Source organism: Syntrophobacterales bacterium, assembly GCA_019429105.1.
GTDB lineage: Bacteria > Desulfobacterota > Syntrophia > Syntrophales > UBA5619 > DYTH01.
On the sequence record JAHYJE010000047.1, the window covers coordinates 1 to 19,547 of the forward strand.

The window sequence follows — 19,547 nt, forward strand, 5'->3', positions numbered from 1 at the left end:
GCGGTATCGACTGCCGTCTTGATCGTCAACAGATGGTCGATCATCTGTTTGGCCCACTTCTGGTTCTGTTCCTCCCACAGAAAAATCAGTTCGCGCAATAGGTGCGCGTTACAGAAAGCGTGGTTGCAGTCGTACTTGATGTAGGCGTCCCGGAAGTCGTGTACGGCGCAGCCCCTAAAGTCGGGGAGGATGTCGGCGGCGTTCATGGCTTCGCGCCCGCGCCGCTTGTGCGCAAAGTACCAGGTGAGCCAGCGGGTCGATACGGTGTGCAGCCAGTGCAGGCTGCCGATGGCGCGCATGCCGGTCTCGTCGAAGCCGGCCACCTCGGCCTTGGCCGCCAGATCGCGGATCAGTGTATCGACCGGTTCGAGCCGCCGGGAGCAATCGGCGCCGAAGTTTGCCAAAGCGCCCTCACTGAAGCTCTCGCAACCGAAGAGGTCGCGCATGATCTCGGTAAGCCGGTCGGAGGGCAGCAACTGGTAGTCGCGCAGATAGACGGCCGCGCTCTTGACGCGGGGACCATACTGCACGGGGGCTGCGGCTTCCGGCGGGAATGCCGCACGGTTGATGCAGCCGCAGGCGCAGGTTTTGACTTCAGCTTGGTGCTCGGTGACCCATAGCTTCGGCTTAAGGCAGATCAAAGACCTGCCGGCGCTCGACACGGTCCGGAGCCTGTTTCACCAAGGAACGTCCGCAGCCCGAGCAGCGCTCGATTGAGTGACGCACTGTAATATCCGGCATTGCCGCCATGCGCAACGTCTTGCCCGGATGTCCGGGTTGGCCGCCGGTGGGCCGATTACTGGGCGGGCGCAAACTCTTGGGCTTGGGTTTGCAAAGGCCGTCGGAGGACGGCGGCTTGCTGCTGTTGTGTGAGTCCTTCGCGACTTTCTCCTTGAGCGCCTGGAGTTCATCGCGAAGCGATTGGCAGTCGCGGCGCAGGGCGGCGTTCTCCGCTTTCAGCGTGGCGACCTCCGCCTTCAACTGGTCCAGTTCGCGTGAGAACTCGCAGAGCAATCGCGCCGCCGCTTCGGGATCGGTTCGGCAGACCGTCAGTGCCTGTTCGTAGCCGATCATGCGCTTAACTCCCGCCGGAAGTCCGGGCTGAGCGGATAGAGATACACGTCCTTGACCGGAGCGCGGAGGCAATGGTTGCGATCGTTACGGGTGCGTCCCTGCGTCGAGCCGAGCCGCAACCAGTTGGCCGCCCGGTAGCAGGTTCCCTTGAAACGATCGCTCTCCACGAAGGTTTCCAGCACATGCACTGGATGCCCATATTTGGCCTGCCAGTCGGCGCGAATGCGTCTTGCCAAAGTCGCGAGCAGGTGGCTGGCCAAGTGCGGCACGGTGACCCGGGGCAACACCAAAAAGCGCGTGTTGTTCGTCAGAAAACCAAGGTTCGCCTCTCGTCTGCCGCGATCCCAGCCGATCCAGGCATCGCGCGCCCCGCACTTCCACGCCGCCGAGCCGAACAGCGCACAGCCCACCGGCCGTCCCGTGCAGTCGCGCGCCAGATACCGGATGTTCTCGCCTACCGTGTTGCGATGGCCGAGATAGTGATAACGGCTCAATAGGCAGTTGAACAACCGCAGGTCTTCCGATCCAGGCTCGACGATGCTCACGTCCAGAGGCCTTAGATCGCGCAATGCGCAACGGATCGAATCGGTTGCGTGAGCCACAAGGGGTGGGGTGCGGTTACGCAACCCGTTGGATGAAAGGCCCCGCCGCTTAGGAAGTTGGATGAGCCCGGCGCGTTCAAGCTTCAGCAGCAGTGTGCGGGCCGCCATATCTTTGAATCGGCCCTGTGCATTTTGCCAGCCCCAGCGCCGGCAAAGCTCCTCGCTGATCCGCGTTCGGCACCACTCCCCGTGTTCCGCCAGGAGAGATCGAATCAGCCCGATGTCTTCGGCGTGTAATTCCCGTCCTTGAATGATCATGCATTCTGCCATGGCTCATAGACTACAACATTCCTTCGCTTGAGTCCAGCAGAAATTAATTTTATTTTTTGCATGTATTCACGGGGGAAGTATACTACTCGCCAGTCAACGGTGGCTCCATGGTGCGGCTACCTGAGTAGTTAAAATTAAAGAGCCAAAAAAATTGACTTGACAAAGATATAATGTTTTGTTATCGTCTCGTCACCTGTTCATAACAAAAGCTCAATAAAAAATTGATGCTCTCGTCAAAAGTAACGAGAGCCGCCTTTTTTTGGTCGTGTGAAAAAAACGACCTCCATAATTGCCCTACAATCGACTTTTTCATACTTGTGAATGGTTTGATGACCCCTGAAAAAATCGTTTTTTACGAATCAGCGACTTTTGACGAGTTCATCAAAAATTGATCATAGAAATAAATTACAAAAAGCACCATATTTACTCCCCGTTATTCGCCCGGAACCGGCGAGGTTGATGGTGCGCCTGCCAAAGGTTATAACTTCTTTGACGGACGCGAAGGTTTCAGAAGGAGATTCTTAAAATGGCCCTTACCGATGACTTTCAATTAAAAGTAGATAACATTTCTATAGCCTTTGGAGGCGTTCAGGCCCTGTCGGATATAAGCTTTGGAGTAAAGAAAGGGGAGATCTTTTCCATCATCGGCCCCAACGGCGCAGGAAAAACCGTTTTGCTTAACTGTATTAACGGCCTTTATCATCCTCAAAAGGGACAAATCTACTTTGAAGGCAAGGAAATCACCAAGTTACAACCCCATAAGAGAGCGGAAATGGGGATATCCCGGACGTTTCAGAAAATTGAACTCTTCAAGGGAACGACAGTGCTCGATAATATTCGCCTTGGTCGCCATATTCATCTAAAATCAGGACTGATCAGTGGTTCCATCTATGTGGGAAAGACGGCACGGGAAGAAATTGAACATCGGGATTTCATAGAAAGGGAGATCATCGACCTTCTTGAGATTGAACATATCAGGGACAGGGTCGTAGGGATGCTTCCTTATGGGCTTCAGAAGCGAGTTGAGCTGGCAAGGGCGCTGGCTCTCAATCCGAAGATCATTCTCTTAGATGAGCCTCTTGCCGGGTTAAACCTGGAAGAAGTGGAGGATATGGCTCGCTTTATTTTGGACATCAATGAAGAGAAACGCTGGCAGACGACCTGTGTTTTGGTTGAACACGACATGGGGGTCGTGATGGATATCTCCGGTCGTGTCATGTCTCTTAACTTTGGCGAGAAGATCGCGGAAGGAACCCCTGCCGAGATACAGAGCAACCCCAGTGTGATCAAGGCTTATCTGGGTGAAGTGGAGGACCTCTATGCTACACGCCGATAGTGTAAAAGAAATAGAAATTACCACAGATTCCACTATTCCAAAGTTCTGGCTGCAGACAGCTAAAAAATATTGGGACAAAAAAGTGGCAATGCGGGAAAAGGAATTTGGAATCTGGATCCCCATCACCTGGAAGCAATACTACGAAAATGTGAAGAAAATTGCATTAGGAATGGTTTCTTTAGGGTTGGAGAGAGGGGACAAGGTTGCGATAATAGGCGATAATCGCCCGGAGGCGCTCTGGGCCGAAATAGCCACTATGTGCGTAGGGGGAGTAGGAGTATGGTTATTCCAGGATTCGCTGATTGACGAGGTGCAATATATCGTTGATCACTCCGATGCCAAACTGATCATAGGTGAAGGTCAGGAAGAGGTTGATAAATCTCTCAACATTAAAGATAAGTGTCCCAAGCTCATAAAAGTGATTTGGGATGACCCAAAAGGGATGAGGGATTATGATGATCCTGTTCTTCTCAACCTTAAAGAAGTTATGAAGATCGGAGAAGAAATGGACAGGAAGGAGCCCGGCCTCTTTGAAGATTTGATCTCAAAGGGAAAGGCGGATGATACCTGTCTTTTATTTTACACCTCGGGGACAACATCCCTCCCCAAAGGCGCGCTTCTCAGCCATTATAACATGTTAACCATGGGTCAAAATCTGATGAGGGTGGACCCCTATTTTGAATCCGATGACTTTGTCTCCTACCTTCCTTTTGCGTGGATTGGAGAACAGATGATGTCCATCTCCTGTGGAATTCTGGCTGGATTTACGCTTAATTTTCCGGAGGAGCCTGAGACCGCTCAGGAAAATATTCGTGAAATCGGCCCCCATATGATGTTCGCCCCCCCTCGCATTTATGAACAGATGGTGAGAAACGTCCAGGTCAAATATCTCGATGCCTCATTCTCCAAGAGAACGGCTTACAAATTGGCGATGAAAATCGGCTACTATGTCGCCGAATTGGAGTTTATGAAAAAGCCGGCCCCTTGGTACTGGAAGGCTCTTGATTATCTTGCCTATTGGACTGTCCATAAAAAGTTGAAAGATCACCTGGGGCTATCAAGGATAAGGGATGCTTACACCGGAGGGGCAGCAATGGGACCTGACCATTTCCGCTTCTTCCATGCCATCGGGGTAAACCTCAAGCAGATCTACGGTCAGACGGAAATTGCCGGAATTTCGGTTGTTCATCGCGATGGCGATATCAAATTTGACACGGTGGGTGTCCCGATTCCCGGGACTGAGGTGAAAATCACTCCGGAAGGCGAGATCATTTCTAGAGGTTCTTCCGTTTTTCAGGGATATTACAAGAATCCGGAGGCGACGGCAAAAACACTGCAAGACGGGTGGCTTTATTCGGGGGATACCGGCTTCATTGATGCCGATGGCCATCTGGTTGTCTTTGACCGGACGAAGGATGTGATGATCTTAAACGATGGAACAAATTTTTCTCCGCAGTACTTAGAGACGCGGCTCAAATTCAGTCCTTATATTAAGAATGTTTGGGCGATTGGTGACAAAAAACCCTATGTCGCCATTGTAATTTGCATTGATTACAATGTGGTGGGCAAATGGGCGGAGGCCGGGAATCTCACTTATACCAGTTATTCGGAGCTTTCCCAGATGCCCGAGGTTTATGAATTGGTAAAAAAAGAGATTATTCAATCGAACAAAGATTTGCCCCCTGTGGCGAAAGTAAAAAAATTTGTCAATCTTTACAAGGAATTTGACGCCGATGATGATGAACTGACCCGAACAAGCAAGTTAAGACGGGAATTTGTCGTAGAACGATATAAGGATATTGTTAACGGTCTCTATTCCGGTGTGCAAAGTATCCATATGGACACGGATATCACGTACGAGGATGGGCGGGTCGTTCACATTAAGACCGATCTTAAAGCACTGGATGTATAGTGACAAAAATACAGGGTTTGGAGTTATCGGAAGCAAACGTTTAAGTAATCACAGCTCAAGAAGACTTAGACTGTTGAACCGCAGGATTCCGTACCCTTCAAAGGGGAGGTTTTTATGGAGCTTTTCGTGATGAGCTTGATCAACGGCATCATGGTCGGGGGTGTTTACGCCCTGGTCGCATTAGGATGGGTCCTCATCTATAAATGTTCCGGGGTCTTGAATCTGGCCATGGGCGAGTTGACGCTGATCGGCGCCTATGTCACGTTGACCTTTTACCAGATCGGCGTTCCATTTGTGTTGGCCATAATCATCACTCTTTTCATCGGGATCATCCTCGGCATCCTCGTGGAAAGAATCTTTCTTGACAGACTGATCGGGGAACCGATCCTGGCCGTGCTGATGGTGACCGTAGGTCTCTCCTTCTTCTTTAAAGGGATCATAGAATTCATCTGGGAGGCCAAGACACGGGCCTTTACCCCTCCTGTCTTTTCTCTTGAGCCCATCGAGATAGGCTTTATTAAAATCTCCAGTGTTTATCTCTGGTCGTTCATTCTGGCCATCGTGCTGTTTCTTTTGTTTTCCGCATTCTTCAAATATTCACACTGGGGCCTGGCCATGCAGGCCACCGCCGACGACGAGACGGCCGCGCTCTCGGTCGGCGTAAGCGCCCGGTTCGTTTATGCCGCGGCCTGGGCGATCGCCTTTATGTCCGCGGGAGTCGGCGGCGCGCTTCTTGGAAATATCAACGGGGTCAATATTTCCACCGGGTATCTCGGTTTGCTTGTCCTGCCGGCGGTCGTTCTGGGAGGTCTTAATTCCATCCCCGGAGCCGTCTTAGGAGGAATTACGATCGGCGTGCTCCAGAATCTATCCGGGACTTACCTTGACCAGTATTTTCCCGGAGGAGTCAAAGAAGTTTTCCCCTTTGCCTTCATGGTGGTTTTTATGTTGTTCAAACCTTATGGATTCTGGGGCTGGGAACGCATTGAAAGAATGTAGATAACTACTTTGCAACACAGGAGGCTTTCTCATGTCTAACGTCTGGCTGCCTTGCGGCCTTTACCATCAAAAATATTCCGAGGATCATGGTTGGTGGCAGACTCCGGTGATCAAGGGGAAAATGATTCTCCTTCTGGCGCTTGTGTTTATTATATTTCCGTTAACCTTAACCGGATACTGGTTCGGCGTGGCCAACATGATAGGGTACACGGCCATGGGAGCCCTTGGCGTGCAAATATTGATAGGCTATGCCGGCCTGGTCACCCTTGGACATGCCGCATTTATTGCCGTGGGAGCTTATACAAGCACGCTCTTGATTCTTCAATTTCCCTGGCCTCAAATCCTTGTCGACTGGGGACTTGCCTATCCAATCAGTATTATCATTGCGGGCATCTTGGCCGGCCTCTGGAGCGTGCTGTTCGGTCTTCCCTCGGCCAAGGTTAAAGGTTTTTACCTCATCCTGACCACCATGGCAGCGCAGTTCATTACTGTTGATTTTCTCATCACGCAATATGTCAGTCAGATCGGCGGGCGAGGACAGGCCTTCTCCCTGCCTCCCGGGACGATCAAGATCGGGCCGTGGGTCATTGACAGCGAATTAAAGACCTATTTTTTAATGGCTGTCCTGCTCACCCTCAGTGTCATGATCTTCGCCAACCTCCTTCGTTCAAAGGTAGGAAGGGCATGGATTGCCATCCGGGACAATGACATTGCCGCCGAAACGATGGGAATAAACATCATCTGGTATAAACTGCTCAATTTTTTTGTGGCAGGATTTATTGCCGGCCTTGCCGGAGCCTTCTGGGTCAGCAATACCGCCGCCCTCAGTCCGGAACATTTCCCCTGGTTTTGGTCCCTCTGGCTGGTAGGCGTTATTCTCATCGGCGGAGTGGGGTCCATCCACGGGGTCATTTTCGGCTCCGTATTCATGGTGTTGATCATGGAATTCATCCAATACGGTGTGATGTTGTTAGGCGATGTTTATCCGGACCTCATGATTAAATTTCTCTATATCAAGGAATCGGTTTTTGGCTTGGCCATCTGCGTCTTTTTGATCTTCCAACCAAGAGGTCTCAGTTACCGCTGGTGGCAAATCAAAAACTATTTTAATTTGTGGCCGTTTTCTTATTGACGTACCATGCCTGTATGCTGAAATGCTGGCGTTTCGGTGCGCAGGCTTATCCGATATCCGTGACCGTGAGAATTTTGCGGACGGAATTCATGCCTGTGGCAGACAGCGCGAAGGGCGCGGTTGAAAAAGGGGGTGGTTACGTCCTCGGATAGTGGGAGCAAGGGAGGAATTATCTGTTATGTTTAGTTTTATACTATATTTATGGAGGTGAGCGATGAGAAACAAAATTAAATTCTTTACAGTTGTTTTGGCATTCCTGACCATGAGCTTTTTTGTTTCATCACTATTGGCCCAGGAAATAAAAATAAAAATCGGCGGTCTGACGGATTGCACCGGCGCGACTTCAGACGTGGGCAAGGACTATGCCCTTGGTTTGGCGGAAGCATTTAATTATGTTAATAATACGGGCGGAATTAACGGAAAAAAGATTAAATACACCTGGTTTGACTACGGCTATCGTATCCCGGAGGCTATTACAAAGTATAACTTCCTCAAACGGATGGGGGTAATTGCTATCGAGGGATGGGGAACGGGCGATACGGAGGCCCTTTCACCAACGGTTTTCAAAGATAAGATCCCCTATGTGTCCGCGTCTTTTTCGGCCCATCTCAACAATCCGGCCAAGACAGGCTATAATCTGTTTTTTGCGCCGGACTATTCTACTCAGGCGCGCGCCGCGCTGACCGCATGGTTTGAGACAAGATGGCCCAAAAATAAGGATTACGGGAAGAGGAAGCCACGGTTTGCCTGTGTATACGCTTTCCCCGCCCCTTATTCAAGCGCCCCTATAAAGGCAATCAAGAATCAGGCTGCGCTGCTCGGTTTTGAGCTGGGCGATGATCAGGATGTCGCTCTTACCTCCATGGATTCGAAGAGCCAGATCATGGCGCTCAAGAAGTTTAAACCAGATGTTTTATGGCACGGAAACACAACCATGTGCGTTGCGTCTACAATGAGAGATGCGTATGCCCTTGGGCTCGGAGCTGACTGGCTGGTAAACTACTGGGGATATGATGAAAATTTATATAAATTGGCGGGCAAGGCCGCTGAAGGGGCAATGTGCGCCGGCCCGGCTTACTTCTTTGGAGATAACCGGGGACAGATGAAGCTTGTTCATGATTATGCGGCAAAATACAACCCCGGAATCCCTGCTAAAGACCGCCTCAAATTTACGGTAACGGCGTGGGCCAATGTGCTGTTGCTGCGGGAAGCGCTTACCAGGGCGGATAAAGCGGGAGATTTGACCGGCCCCGGCATCTTGCATAAAGGTTTTGAGACCATGAAAGATTACCAAATTCTTGACGGAGGCCTCGGCACCAGCCCGGTCACCTTCACGTCAACCGACCACCGCACAACCGGCGTTGTTCCGGTATATGAACTCAGATCAGGAAATTTCAACTATGTTACAACGATAGATGTCAAATCGCGCTGGCCTGAAAAATGGGCGAAGGAATGGTTCGGTTGGTAAAAAAGGGGTAACGTGATGGAAAAAGTGGAATCTATTCTGAAGTTGAATAATGTCGAGGTCAAATACCAGGAGGTGATCCTTGTCCTGAAGGGGGTCTCTTTAGAGATCCCTGAAGGGGGCATTATTGCCCTTTTGGGTGCAAACGGGGCCGGTAAAAGCACGACGCTCAAGGCCATTTCCGGTCTTCTTAAGGTGGAAGTCGGAGCAGTCACCGATGGCTCCATCGAGTTTAAAGGAGAGCGCATCCATAAAAAATCCGCGATGGAGATTTCCAAGAGGGGCATCATTCAGGTCATCGAAGGCCGCAAGGTTTTTGAACATCTGACCGTAGAAGAGAATCTTAAAGTCGGGGCTCATCTGAGAAAAATCGGCTCGACGAAGGAAGGCCTGGAAATGGTCTATCACTACTTCCCCCGACTAAAGCAAAAGCGTAGTGAAGTGGCCGGTTATATCAGCGGCGGAGAACAACAGATGACGGTCATTGGACGGGCTTTGATGGCGCAACCTCAATTAATGCTTCTCGATGAGCCTTCTATGGGTCTCGCTCCTCTGCTTATTAAAGAGATCTTCGATATTATCACGAAGCTCAATCATGAAGAGAAGATCCCTATCCTGCTTGTAGAACAGAATGTAAAATTGGCCCTGACCGTGGCGCCTTACGCTTACGTCCTGGAAAACGGCAGGCTTGTGATGCATGATACTTCAGAAAAACTGAAAGAGAACCCGGACATTCGAGACTTCTATTTAGGTCTCTCCGACGTCGGAGAGAGAAAGAGTTTTCGTAATGTCAAGCATTACAAAAGAAGGAAAAGATGGCTAACATGATACCGCGACCCTGTTGCCTTTCGCAAACAGGTGTAATTTGCCACCATACGGACACGCGACGCGCAGAGCGGCCACGTTTTTCTTAAGCAATGGAAGGAGGTTTAATAATGAAAAGAGTATTAATGATTGCCTATATTTTTGCGATAGGATTGTTTTTGGTTTCGTGTGCAGGAATACCGACAAAACCTACCGAGGCGAATTTTAAGGCGCCGGTGATAGCCCTTGAATCAGCGCAGGTAACCCAATATAACGGCTATTGGTATTACGGGGGCGCTATAACTCCAACAAAAGGCAAGGCGGGCGCGAACAGCGCGGTGCTTCCACTGGCTTTCCTCTTTAACATCACAAATCCCAACGATTATCCGGTTAAATTGGATGGTTTCGGATTTACAGTTGTCTTTGATGGTTTTGATGTAAATATGGTCAATTCTTTTGACACCCAGTGGATTCCCGCCGGAAAAACCAATCAACTCACAGTCATGTCAATACTCGATGTCCACCAGGGGCTTTTAGGCCTTCTGCTTCCGAATGCCGAGAAGGTCAAGGAGCGAAAAACTAACCCCTGGGCCCTTCTTGAAGAATGGTGGACGGGAATTCCGAATAACACCGTTCCCATAGAAGTCTACAAGGGATCTGCAACCTTCACCGCCGACGGCGTGCAGAAAGTGGTTCCCTTCGCTGCCAAGGTTGCCAAATGAAACAAGCTCTCTCATCCCTTCTTCCTCTTTTTTGGATAACAGAGGGAAGAAGGGATGAGGAGGACTGTGTTCAGAATTCCAGGGGTGATGGATCCGTGAGACTTTTGCAATTACCTCTTGACAAAGAAATAATGTTTTGTTAGGATCAAGAACAAACCTTTTAAAATACATTATACAGAGCCAATTGCAAAACTACAAATTCAATGAACTCGTAATAAGTCTGAAAACGACGCTTTTTCGAAATTCGCACTATGTAATTATCGTAAGTTACGGAGTTTGATTTGGTAAATTCTGACTTTTGACGAGATCATCAAAATTGACTCACATAGCAACCACTTGAATGTAAAAAGAATGCCCCCAAAGGATAGCTTTCATGAATTGGAAATTAACGTCGACGACATTGTTTTGTGACAAAGTGAAGAGGTGGGTTCCCATCATTGTTTACGGGGGTGGAAAGACCCGTTGCGGTTATTATCAAAGACATCAGGTCGTTACCAAAGAAAATCCCGGCGCGTTTCCATGCCAGGGGCCAGAAGAATGCGAATTATGCAAGGCCTATAAGGAGGACGTTTTTTCCCGGCGGGAATGACTCAGGAATAAACAGATAGATCGTTTTGGTTTTTAATCGTGCAGGCAAGACGCAAACCAAATGAAGGAGGGAGATATGAAAAGGAAAGCTATAATTTCATTGTTAAGTGTCATGTTTTTTGCGACAGGATTGATTTTGGTTTCGTGTGCAGGAGTACAGACAAAAGGTGCCACTGCCACCAAAATTCAACCTGTTTCAGTGGTTGTTGAAAGCGTTGCCAGGCTGAACGACACAGCGCCGAAACCACCTTACCAGAAATGGGACACTCTCGTTTTCGAGGTCAATTTCAAACTTACCAACCCCAACAATGTTCTCGCCAAGGTCGAAGATCTCTACTATGAAGTCAAGGTCGATGACGGCACCGCCGACAAAACGATTATTTGCGCAAGTACTATGCCAAACGCCTGGATTCCCGCAGGGGGCGAATTGTCCTGGTCCTCGACAGTGCCTTACATCTACGGAGCGACCCTCGGTTCTTACGCACTGCGAGGTGTCGGTGGAGAGGAAGGTCTTAAAGGGGTTGTCGGCAAACTGATGGAACTTTGGGCGGACTTGGGGAAAGATCAGAGGCCTTTTCTTATCACCGGAAACGTTACGACCTCCCTTCCCGATTGCCCGGAGCTAAAACCCGTTTACAAACAGTTTAAGGCCGAATTCAAGGTTCCGGGTCTATAAATGAAATGGTGACAGAAGAATGGCTCAATCAATTACTCAGGAAACATGGAGCAGGTTTCAATCTCTTCCGGATGAAGACACATTTCCCAAATTACTAAAGCGTAACTACAACAAATGGGGAGACAAGAAGGTTGCCTACCGGTATAAAGACTATGGATACTGGCGGGAACTTACCTGGAAGGACTTTTATGAACGAACCAAATGGTTTGCCGGTGGTCTGGCAAGTCTGGGTTTCGGACACGGCGACAGGATTGCAATCTGCGGAGAGAACGCCCCCGAATGGTTCTGGGGACAGACTTCCGCGCAAAGTCTGGGGGGGGCTTCGGTCGGTTTATATACAGACGCCACCCCTGCCGAACTTCAGTTTATTATCGAACATTCCGATGCAAAAATCGTGATGGTTGACGATCAGGAACAGGTAGATAAAATCCTCTCCATTAAGGACCAAATCCCAAAAGTTGAAAAAGTGATCTTTTGGATCGCCAAGGGAATGTGGAACTATGATGACACTTATTTGATCGGCTTCGATGATATGATGGAGTTGGGAAAAGAGTATGAAGCAGCACATCCCAATTTTTTCGACGAATACATCAACAAAACAAAGGCGAGTGATACCGCGGTTCTGCTTTATACCTCGGGAACAACCGGCCAGCCAAAGGGATCCATCGTTACTTATGGGAATCTGCTGAATTTATTCAAAGGGTGGGACGCGGCCATCCCGTGGAGTGAAAAGGCTGAAAACCTCTCTTTCCTGCCGCCGGCATGGATAGGGGAACAGATCTTTACCGTTGTACCCAATTTGTCAAAAGGGGTGGTCGTCAACTTTATTGAAAAGGCGGAAACCGTCAAATCCGATCTTCGTGAAATAGCCCCCGGGGTTATTCTTCTCGGGGCAAGACAGTGGGAGATGATCTGCTCGGAAATCCAGGCCAAAATGATCGACGCCCCATTCTGGAAAAGGTCCCTTTATAATTTGTTTCTGCCTGTGGGTTACACCATTGCGCAAAAACAACAAGACCGGCAAAAAGTAGGTTGGTTGTGGCGGTTTCTGTTTTTCATTGGCTACTGGGTTGTTTTCAGACATTTACAGGACAAAATCGGCATGACAAAAGTCAAAATTCCGATAACCGCCGGAACCGCCCTCAGCCCGGATAATTTCAAACTGATGAGGGCGATCGGCGTTCCGATTGTCCAGGGCTATGGTTCCACGGAGGTTTCCGGCGTTGATGTCCTCCAGTTGGAAAACGAATATTACCGTTCCGAAGGATCGGGGCAGCCTTTTCCCGGCGTCGAGGTAAGAATTACCGAGGATGGTGAGATACTGCTCGGCGGCGTAGGAGTAGTGCAGGGATATTATAAACGGCCTGAAGAAACCGAGAAAAGTTTTAAAAACGGCTATTTCCACACCGGCGATGGCGGGTACATGGATGAAGAAGGGGAGCTTTACATCATCGACAGGGTTAGAGACATGCAGAAGTTGAAGAGCGGCGAGAAGTTTTCCCCTACTTATATCGAAGGCCGTCTGAAGTTCAGCCCCTTTCTAAAGGATGCGATGGTCATCGGGAACGATAAAGATTTCGTGACCGCGATTCTTAATATGGATTTTGAGAATACAGGCAGATGGGCGGAGAGGAACCATATCGCCTATACGTCTCTTACGGAATTCTCGCAAAAACCCGAGGTAAGAAAACTTTTATCCGGGATCATCCAGAAAACCAATACAACCTTGCCCGAAACAACCCGGGTGAAAAGGTTCATCGTCCTCCATAAGGATTTCGACCCGGACGAGGCCGAGCTGACTCGAACCCGTAAATTGCGGCGGGACTTTGTTGAGAAACGTTATGAAAACATTGTTGAAGCCATGTATCAGGGAAAGGATGTGGTTGATATTGAAACGACGATCACCTACCGGGATGGCAGAAAATCCACGATGAAGCTCCCGATTTATATCGAGTCAATCCAAGGGTAAAAAAAACATGCAAGATATCACAAAAAAACGAGAGCAGAGATACAGCTATGGCCTGGCGCTTCTGCGTGAATGCATTGAGAAGAAACGACCGCTGGCCCATCAAAATGAAGGTGAAGAAAAGGCGCTGCTTAAAGCGGAGAATATCAGCCTTGGCTTCGGCAAGCTGCAAGCCTTGAACGATGTTACCGTTGACGTCAGGGAAAGCGAAATTCTGGCGATCATCGGCCCGAACGGCGCGGGAAAAACATCCCTCCTTAATGTGATCAGCGGCTTCTATAGACCCCAACGGGGCGACGTCTATTTCAACAATAAAAAAATTACCCATCTTTCTTCCCATAAAATTGCCGAACTCGGCATATGCCGGACTTTCCAGAATATTGCCCTGTATAGCGGTTTGACGGTAACCGATAATATTATTGCCGGAAGACATCCCCACATCGATTATAACTTCCTCACCGGGATGATTTATTTCCCCTGGGCAAATAGAGAAGAGGCCTTTCAGCGGGCCGTTGCCGAGGACATCATTGATTTCCTGGAATTGGAACATGTAAGGGGATCCGTTGTGGGAATGCTGGCCTATGGATTAAGAAAGCGGGTCGAACTGGGACGCGCCCTGGCTCTGGAGCCGAGAGTGCTCCTCCTTGACGAACCCATGGCGGGGATGAATGTTGATGAAAAGGAAGACATGGCCCGTTTTATTATCGATATTAATGAATTTTTGAAGATCCCGGTTGTATTGATTGAACACGATATGGGCGTGGTGATGGACATTGCGGATCGGATATTTGTTCTCGATTTCGGCAATGAGATTGCGGAAGGTACCCCCGAGGAGATTAAGCAAAATAAGAAGGTTATTTCGGCCTATTTAGGAACCGGATAAAAAGGGGATGAAAGAGGCCAATTTACTGCTTTATTTATAAGGAGTGCGGAATGGAAGAAATCATCAAATCGATCGTTTTGGGCATTTCCAGCGGGGGGATCTATGCCTTAATAGCCGTCAGTTATGTTGTCATCTATAAATCCACCCGCGTCTTTCCATTTTCCCAGGCCGCGGTTCTGATCATCGGCGCCTATATCATGTGGTATTGCATAATAGCATGGCATCTCCCGATATGGCTTGGATTTATCATCACCTGCGCGGGGGGAGCGATTTTGGGGATGTTCATTGAAAGGGCATTCATGCGCCCTCTGGTAGGACAGCCCATTCTGGCCCCTATCGTGGTTACCTTATCGCTGATGCTTTTTTTAAGGGGCGTGGGGATCCTGATGGGAAAAGGGGATGTACAGGGCTTCGGCGAATCCTTTTTGCCGGTAGGGGCCTGGAAAGTTGGATTTTTGCACCTCCCACAGATTCAAGTCTATGCCTTCATATTATGCGCGGTGATTATTGCAGCGCTGATATTGTTTTACCAAAAAACAAGAACCGGTCTGGGAATGAGGGTCGTCCATGAAGATCATGTCGTGGCGCAAAATTTGGGAATCAACGTCAAGCGCATCTTCCAGTATAGTTGGATCATTTCCTGTATCATCGCCTCAATCGCGGGGATGTTGCTGGGAAATATTCAAGGAGTGGGACTTGCGCTGGACGCCAACGGCATCGTTGCCATCGCCGCGGTGCTCTTCGGAGGCTTGGAATCCTTTCCGGGGGCTATCGTTGCCGGCCTTACGATAGGGATTCTTCAGATGTTGACTATCACCTATATAGCGCCTCTTCTGCCGGGCGAAACAACGATGATGATCCCCTTTGTCTTTCTGCTGCTCGTCCTTTTCATCAAACCATACGGCCTTTTTGGTTTGGTAAGAATAGAAAGGTTATAGCATTATGAACATCAACAGACCTTGCGGAACCTTTGACCGGAATTACTTCCAAGCCAAGGAACTTTACCGGACCCCGATGCGAAAAGTGCTCTTGGTACTCTTCATTATCGCGATGTATGCCTTCCCCTTTCTAATCGGCGACTACGGAATTTCGATTCTTACCCCGATCTGTGCCTTTGTCATTGGAATGTTGGGCCTCCAGATCATTACAGGTTACAGCGGTCAGATCTCGATCGGGCATGCCGCATTTATGGGCATCGGAATGTATACGGTCGCCATTCTACAGAAATATTTTGGTTTCAGCTTCTGGCTCGCGCTGCCCTTTTCCGGTTTGGTTGCAATGGCTGTCGGCATCGTATTCGGGATTCCCGCGCTGAGGATGAAGGGATTATATCTTGCGTTTGCCACATTGGCGGCACATTTCGTCATCGTCTATGTCATAAGCAACTGGCGTTCCGTAACCAACGGAACGGATGGAATGTATATGAGCAGGCCCGGAATGCTCTTCGGAATTGATTTCATGGAGGACCGCAACTATTATTTTCTTGCGCTGACGGTAACCGTTATCATGACGTATCTGGCCACAAATCTGGCCAGGACAAAACTGGGGCGATCCCTTGTCGCCGTCAGAGATAATGATATCGCTGCGGAACTCATGGGAATAAATGTCGGGTCAACAAAGATACTCGCATTCGGGATCGGCTGCTTCTTTGCGGGAGTTTCAGGAGCTGTTGGAGGGGCCTACTACGAATATGTCAATGTCGAATGGTTCGGCCTGGACGATTCCATATGGTATCTCGGATTTCTTGTAGTCGGCGGGTTCGGCAGCATATTCGGCGCTATCGCAGGGGCAGTCGTATGGAAAGTCATGGATGAGCTAAGCACCCTTGTTACCCCGCTGGCGGATTCATTGTTAGGAGGCGCCGCCTTCTACGCCTCGGCGGCATTTTCACTGCTCTTTTACTCGTTAATTATCATCATTTTTTTGGTATTTGAACCAAGAGGAATTTCGCACCGCTGGGAAATGATTAAAAGATCTTACCGTCTTCACCCATTTCCTTATTAGGGACAAACCGTATGGCGAAAAAGAGGTCAAATTTCGGATTCATCTAAAAGAACAAGGAGGGAGAAAACATGCAAAAGAAAAACAAGCTTCTTTTATTACTGGGTGCATTGGGCGTATTTATTTTCTTTTTCTCGATCAACGCCAATGCGAAACCATCCATAACCATCCATAACATCACTGACCTGACGGGCGCCTATGCGCCCATTGCGATTCCTTCCGAAAAGGGAGGCAAGGACTACCTTGCTTGGATTAAGGAGCAGGGAGGCCTGGATGTTGATGGAGATGGGAAGGGTGATGTAGACGTTGAATATAAGTGGGCGGAGTTCGGAAACGTTGACGCCCGTTTCATGTCTGCCTACAAAAGATTCAGAATGGGAAAACCGAAACCCACCATCATAGAGATGTGGTCTTCTCCAAACCAGGAGATGATCAAGCCTATCCTGGAAAGGGATCAGATTGTTGCTTACGGAATCGGATTCAGTGATCCCCAGCTCTATCCGCCCGCGTGGAATTACATGGACTGCTGGAGCTATGGGGAATCAGCCGCCGGGGCTATTGAATATTATATCGACAACCTCTGGCCCAAGAGGGGAAAGGGCATAAAGGCTAAAGTGGCCCATCTTACCTGGGACACCGCGTATGGCCGGGGCGCCATTGAACCGACGAAAAGACACGGCCAAAAAACCGGAAAATACGAGGTTGTAGCTGAGAGATTCTGCACATTGATGCCGACAGATCCGGAAATTATGGGGTTCCTCTCCGATTTTGAGAAACGCGGCATAGATATCATCTGGTCAAATTCTATTGTTCAAACCCCTGCCGTCATCCAGAAGGGCATCCAGAAACTTGGCCTGTCCGATAAGATGGTCCTTATGGCCAATCTCTGGGCCCCTGCTGATCAGCTGTTGAATATTGTCGGTCCAAAATCGGCCGAGGGCTATCTGTGCGCCCAACCGGTCTTTGTACCGGCCGCGGAACCGAATGAACCCGGCGTCAAATTTGCGAAGATGCTGAACGACAAATACCGCAAAGACCCTTCCATGCCCAATATTCAATACATGCGCGGCATCCGGATGAAAGCCAATATGCTGGAATCCGTGCGAAGAGCCTTAAACGGCATTATGAAAAGGGACAAAGTCGATTTAGCGACAGCCTGTAACAAAATCACGGGGAAAGACGTAAAAGAGCTGGGCATTCAAACCCTGGCAGGCTATAATGCTCATGGCACGACAAGCAAATATCAGAGCGCGCCCGCAGGAAAAGACGACCGCCGTCTGGCAAACCACGACCGAATCGTCGGCATTAAGAACGGCAAGGTGGTCGTTCTTTCTCCGTGGTACAAGGTGCCAAGGCTTGTTCCTGATGAAATGGTGGCAAAGGGACTGTTTAAGGATGAGAAGATCAACATCAATTACGTCCCTGTGAAATAGAAAAAAAGTTTGCCTGTATAAAAGGGCGACTTCGGTCGCCCTTGATGGAGGAGTATAAACTCTCCCCCATTATTTATTCCTTTTTTAAGAGAGGAATCTCCATGCTGGAATTGAAAAATGTTGAGGTAAAGTATCTCAATACGATTTTGGTTTTAAAAGGGGTTAATATCCAGCTCGAAGAGGGAGGGTTTTCCTGCATCTTAGGGGCTAACGGCGCCGGGAAGACAACCACTCTCAAGGCCATCTCCGGACTGCTGAAGACCGAGGAGGGAGAGGTAACGGACGGAGGCGTTTTCTATGACGGCAAACCCATCCACAAATTTTACCCTGAGGATATAGCAAGGATGGGAATCCTTCAGGTGCTCGAGGGGAGACGTTTGGCGGAACACCTCACCGTTGAAGAAAATGTGCGCGCAGGCGGACTCATCATAAAACAGAGCAGCGCACAAAGGAAACAAGATTTGGATATGGTCTATCACTATTTTCCTAGGCTTGCGGAGATCAGACACAACACGGCAGGTTATACTTCCGGAGGAGAGCAGCAGATGGTCGCGATGGCTCGCTGCTTGATGGGTCATCCCAAGATTATGCTCCTCGATGAGCCTTCCATGGGGCTTTCTCCTTTACTGGTTAGAGAAATCGCCGATATTGTAAAGAGAATCAATCTTAAGGAAAAAGTATCTATACTTTTAGTTGAGCAAAATGCCAATATCGCGCTGGAATTATCGCAGTACGGGTATGTGATGGAAAACGGCAGGATCGTATTGGACGGGCCTGCGGATAAATTGAAGAATAACGAGGACGTCAAAGAGTTCTATCTCGGTTTTACCGGAGCGGGAAGCAAGAGAAGCTATCGGGATGTAAAGCATTACAAACGCCGCAAAAGGTGGCTTGGATAAAAGAACTCGGATCTGTATCTTTGAACTATCTTGATAATATAAAAGATAATTGATTATTGATGGCCTCGTCAAAAAGTCGCTGATTCGTAAAAAACGATTTTTTCAGGGGTCATCAAACCATTCACAAGCATGAAAAAGTCGATTGTAGGGCAATTATGGAGGTCGTTTTTTTCACACGACCAAAAAAGGGAGGCTCTCGTGACTTTTTACGAGAGCATCATTATTAGCTTCGAAAAGGGTTATCTTAGATCAGTGAGACCCGTTTCAAAGCCGTTGTTAAAGTCCAAGTTCTATGGCATTTCTCAAATCTCTTCTAATGAAAAAATCTTTGCCGGCCGTTTTATTTTTTTTATTGCTCGGCAAAGCAGGATACGCTCAGCAGTCCATCAAGATAGGCGGCATCTTCGATATCACCGGCATCACCAGTGACGTTGGCGTACCCTATGCCGAAGGAGTGAGAGAGTACATCAAGTACGTCAACAAACACGGCGGAGTGCACGGCAAAAAGATAGAATTTATCGCTTTTGATTACGCATATAAAGTCCCGGAGGCAATATCCGCATACAAAGAAATGACGTCGAAAGGCGTTATAGCAATAATAGGCTGGGGAACGGACGACACGGAAGCCCTGGCGCCAATGGTCGCTAAAGATAGGACTGACTCAGGCTTTCATCCATCGGAACAACCGCCGAACCATAACGGCTTATCCCCTCCCTGTCGCCAAGAGCCTTCCGGACAGCCTTCCCGAGGCAGATGCCGATATCCTCGACCAAGTGGTGGTCGTC

Annotated in this window: 18 protein-coding genes and 1 pseudogene; 15 read left to right on the forward strand and 4 right to left on the reverse strand. The window is 49.0% G+C overall.

Going from position 1 to position 19,547, the window contains the following annotated elements:
• From K0B01_12900 to K0B01_12910, 3 genes are all read right to left on the reverse strand, one after another.
• Positions 1 to 641: transposase (locus K0B01_12900; GenBank protein MBW6487038.1), on the reverse strand; the 641-nt coding region annotated here is incomplete at its 3' end.
• Positions 628 to 1,074, reverse strand: a complete 447-nt coding sequence (locus tag K0B01_12905) for a hypothetical protein (GenBank protein ID MBW6487039.1) — start codon at positions 1,072 to 1,074, stop codon at positions 628 to 630. The genes K0B01_12900 and K0B01_12905, both read right to left, overlap by 14 nt.
• A complete protein-coding gene (locus tag K0B01_12910; GenBank protein ID MBW6487040.1) occupies positions 1,071 to 1,934 on the reverse strand; it encodes a DUF4338 domain-containing protein in 864 nt (287 codons plus the stop codon). The genes K0B01_12905 and K0B01_12910 overlap by 4 nt, the downstream gene beginning before the upstream one ends.
• 538 nt (positions 1,935 to 2,472) lie before the next feature.
• On the opposite strand from K0B01_12910, the gene K0B01_12915 reads away from it, so the two are divergent.
• From K0B01_12915 to K0B01_12985, 15 genes and pseudogenes are all read left to right on the forward strand, one after another.
• A complete protein-coding gene (locus tag K0B01_12915; protein MBW6487041.1) occupies positions 2,473 to 3,282 on the forward strand; it encodes an ABC transporter ATP-binding protein in 810 nt (269 codons plus the stop codon).
• The gene (locus tag K0B01_12920) at positions 3,266 to 5,194 is read left to right on the forward strand and encodes an AMP-binding protein (GenBank protein MBW6487042.1); all 1,929 of its coding nucleotides are present in this window, start codon (positions 3,266 to 3,268) and stop codon (positions 5,192 to 5,194) included. The genes K0B01_12915 and K0B01_12920 overlap by 17 nt, the downstream gene beginning before the upstream one ends.
• A gap of 114 nt (positions 5,195 to 5,308) precedes the next feature.
• A complete protein-coding gene (locus K0B01_12925) occupies positions 5,309 to 6,193 on the forward strand; it encodes a branched-chain amino acid ABC transporter permease (GenBank protein ID MBW6487043.1) in 885 nt (294 codons plus the stop codon).
• Between the two features lie 31 nt (positions 6,194 to 6,224).
• Positions 6,225 to 7,325, forward strand: a complete 1,101-nt coding sequence (locus tag K0B01_12930) for a branched-chain amino acid ABC transporter permease (GenBank protein MBW6487044.1) — start codon at positions 6,225 to 6,227, stop codon at positions 7,323 to 7,325.
• A gap of 214 nt (positions 7,326 to 7,539) precedes the next feature.
• Complete coding sequence (locus tag K0B01_12935; GenBank protein ID MBW6487045.1) at positions 7,540 to 8,793, forward strand: ABC transporter substrate-binding protein; 1,254 nt, start codon at positions 7,540 to 7,542, stop codon at positions 8,791 to 8,793.
• Between the two features lie 15 nt (positions 8,794 to 8,808).
• Positions 8,809 to 9,618 carry an ABC transporter ATP-binding protein gene (locus tag K0B01_12940; protein MBW6487046.1) on the forward strand — a complete coding sequence of 270 codons (810 nt, stop codon included), beginning with the start codon at positions 8,809 to 8,811 and terminating at the stop codon, positions 9,616 to 9,618.
• A gap of 107 nt (positions 9,619 to 9,725) precedes the next feature.
• The gene (locus K0B01_12945) at positions 9,726 to 10,316 is read left to right on the forward strand and encodes a hypothetical protein (GenBank protein ID MBW6487047.1); all 591 of its coding nucleotides are present in this window, start codon (positions 9,726 to 9,728) and stop codon (positions 10,314 to 10,316) included.
• Positions 10,317 to 10,980: 664 nt separating this feature from the next.
• On the forward strand, positions 10,981 to 11,580 hold the full coding sequence (locus tag K0B01_12950) for a hypothetical protein (GenBank protein ID MBW6487048.1): 600 nt from the start codon (positions 10,981 to 10,983) through the stop codon (positions 11,578 to 11,580).
• A 19-nt stretch (positions 11,581 to 11,599) separates the two neighbouring features.
• The gene (locus tag K0B01_12955) at positions 11,600 to 13,549 is read left to right on the forward strand and encodes an AMP-binding protein (GenBank protein MBW6487049.1); all 1,950 of its coding nucleotides are present in this window, start codon (positions 11,600 to 11,602) and stop codon (positions 13,547 to 13,549) included.
• A 7-nt stretch (positions 13,550 to 13,556) separates the two neighbouring features.
• The gene (locus tag K0B01_12960; protein MBW6487050.1) at positions 13,557 to 14,429 is read left to right on the forward strand and encodes an ABC transporter ATP-binding protein; all 873 of its coding nucleotides are present in this window, start codon (positions 13,557 to 13,559) and stop codon (positions 14,427 to 14,429) included.
• A gap of 50 nt (positions 14,430 to 14,479) precedes the next feature.
• Positions 14,480 to 15,367, forward strand: coding sequence for a branched-chain amino acid ABC transporter permease (locus tag K0B01_12965; GenBank protein MBW6487051.1), 888 nt, complete (start codon positions 14,480 to 14,482; stop codon positions 15,365 to 15,367).
• 4 nt (positions 15,368 to 15,371) lie between these two features.
• On the forward strand, positions 15,372 to 16,433 hold the full coding sequence (locus K0B01_12970; protein MBW6487052.1) for a branched-chain amino acid ABC transporter permease: 1,062 nt from the start codon (positions 15,372 to 15,374) through the stop codon (positions 16,431 to 16,433).
• Positions 16,434 to 16,501: 68 nt separating this feature from the next.
• Positions 16,502 to 17,863 carry an ABC transporter substrate-binding protein gene (locus tag K0B01_12975; protein ID MBW6487053.1) on the forward strand — a complete coding sequence of 454 codons (1,362 nt, stop codon included), beginning with the start codon at positions 16,502 to 16,504 and terminating at the stop codon, positions 17,861 to 17,863.
• A 101-nt stretch (positions 17,864 to 17,964) separates the two neighbouring features.
• A complete protein-coding gene (locus K0B01_12980) occupies positions 17,965 to 18,762 on the forward strand; it encodes an ABC transporter ATP-binding protein (GenBank protein MBW6487054.1) in 798 nt (265 codons plus the stop codon).
• A 292-nt stretch (positions 18,763 to 19,054) separates the two neighbouring features.
• Positions 19,055 to 19,417 (forward strand): annotated as a pseudogene (locus K0B01_12985) (ABC transporter substrate-binding protein).
• Here the strand turns inward: K0B01_12985 and K0B01_12990 are convergent.
• The coding region (locus tag K0B01_12990; protein MBW6487055.1) for an imidazoleglycerol-phosphate dehydratase at positions 19,407 to 19,547 on the reverse strand (141 nt) is incomplete at its 5' end. The pseudogene K0B01_12985 and the gene K0B01_12990 sit on opposite strands and share 11 nt — an antisense overlap.

Coding starts and splice junctions, on each gene's coding strand:
- K0B01_12905 (MBW6487039.1), bottom strand. CDS start 1,074: ATGATCGGCTACGAACAGGCACTGACGGTCTGCCGAACCGATCCCGAA.
- K0B01_12910 (MBW6487040.1), bottom strand. CDS start 1,934: ATGATCATTCAAGGACGGGAATTACACGCCGAAGACATCGGGCTGATT.
- K0B01_12915 (MBW6487041.1), top strand. CDS start 2,473: ATGGCCCTTACCGATGACTTTCAATTAAAAGTAGATAACATTTCTATA.
- K0B01_12920 (MBW6487042.1), top strand. CDS start 3,266: ATGCTACACGCCGATAGTGTAAAAGAAATAGAAATTACCACAGATTCC.
- K0B01_12925 (MBW6487043.1), top strand. CDS start 5,309: ATGGAGCTTTTCGTGATGAGCTTGATCAACGGCATCATGGTCGGGGGT.
- K0B01_12930 (MBW6487044.1), top strand. CDS start 6,225: ATGTCTAACGTCTGGCTGCCTTGCGGCCTTTACCATCAAAAATATTCC.
- K0B01_12935 (MBW6487045.1), top strand. CDS start 7,540: ATGAGAAACAAAATTAAATTCTTTACAGTTGTTTTGGCATTCCTGACC.
- K0B01_12940 (MBW6487046.1), top strand. CDS start 8,809: ATGGAAAAAGTGGAATCTATTCTGAAGTTGAATAATGTCGAGGTCAAA.
- K0B01_12945 (MBW6487047.1), top strand. CDS start 9,726: ATGAAAAGAGTATTAATGATTGCCTATATTTTTGCGATAGGATTGTTT.
- K0B01_12950 (MBW6487048.1), top strand. CDS start 10,981: ATGAAAAGGAAAGCTATAATTTCATTGTTAAGTGTCATGTTTTTTGCG.
- K0B01_12955 (MBW6487049.1), top strand. CDS start 11,600: ATGGCTCAATCAATTACTCAGGAAACATGGAGCAGGTTTCAATCTCTT.
- K0B01_12960 (MBW6487050.1), top strand. CDS start 13,557: ATGCAAGATATCACAAAAAAACGAGAGCAGAGATACAGCTATGGCCTG.
- K0B01_12965 (MBW6487051.1), top strand. CDS start 14,480: ATGGAAGAAATCATCAAATCGATCGTTTTGGGCATTTCCAGCGGGGGG.
- K0B01_12970 (MBW6487052.1), top strand. CDS start 15,372: ATGAACATCAACAGACCTTGCGGAACCTTTGACCGGAATTACTTCCAA.
- K0B01_12975 (MBW6487053.1), top strand. CDS start 16,502: ATGCAAAAGAAAAACAAGCTTCTTTTATTACTGGGTGCATTGGGCGTA.
- K0B01_12980 (MBW6487054.1), top strand. CDS start 17,965: ATGCTGGAATTGAAAAATGTTGAGGTAAAGTATCTCAATACGATTTTG.